1 protein-coding gene is annotated in these 708 nt (G+C 42.4%); it reads right to left on the bottom strand.

Going from position 1 to position 708, the window contains the following annotated elements; genetic code table 11:
- A partial coding sequence (locus tag O5Y44_RS08755) for a Rib/alpha-like domain-containing protein (RefSeq protein WP_371466007.1) occupies positions 1 to 708 on the bottom strand: 708 nt, incomplete at both ends.

Genomic DNA, 708 nt, shown 5'->3' with positions numbered 1-708 from the left:
TTGTTTCGCAGTTGGTGTGAATGTGTCACTTTGTTTCTTAACCGTGATTGGTACTTCAACTTCGTCTACTGTTCCATCTGGATATGTCACTAACGCTACTGTTGGATGACTTCCTGGTGTACTTACATCTGGATTTGTTTTCCATGTTACAGTTGTACCTTCTGGTAATCCTGTTTTGTCCACACTGTCTTCTGCGTTTGGTACTGTACCGTTATCCACTGTTTGCGGTTCTGGTTGTGGATTATAATCGTCTTTTTGTGGCGTTACTTCGACCGTTACTGTCACTTCTTCCGTACTATTATCTGGGTATGTGATTAATACTTTTCCTGGTTTGTTTCCTGGTGTTGTACTTGTATCTGGTTTTTCTACCCATGTGTACGTTGTTCCTTTAGGTAAGCCTTCTGTGTTGATACTTCCTTCTGCGCTTGGGTCACTTCCATGTTTTGCGGTTTGTCCTGGCTGTTTCGCAGTTGGTGTGAATGTGTCACTTTGTTTCTTAACCGTAATTGGGACTGTCACTTCATCTACTGTTCCATCTGGATATGTCACTAACGCTACTGTTGGATGACTTCCTGGTGTACTTACATCTGGAGTTGTCTTCCATATGATTGTCGTTCCGCTTGGTAAACCTGTTTTGTCTACACTGGCTTCTGCGTTTGGTACTGTACCGTTATCCACTGTTTGTGGTTTTGGTTGTGGATTATAATC

The sequence above is a fragment of the Gemella sp. 27098_8_155 genome (genome assembly GCF_041433725.1).
In the GTDB taxonomy this organism is placed as follows: Bacteria; Bacillota; Bacilli; order Staphylococcales; family Gemellaceae; genus Gemella; species Gemella haemolysans_D.
This window is presented reverse-complemented; position numbering and strand designations above follow the sequence as displayed.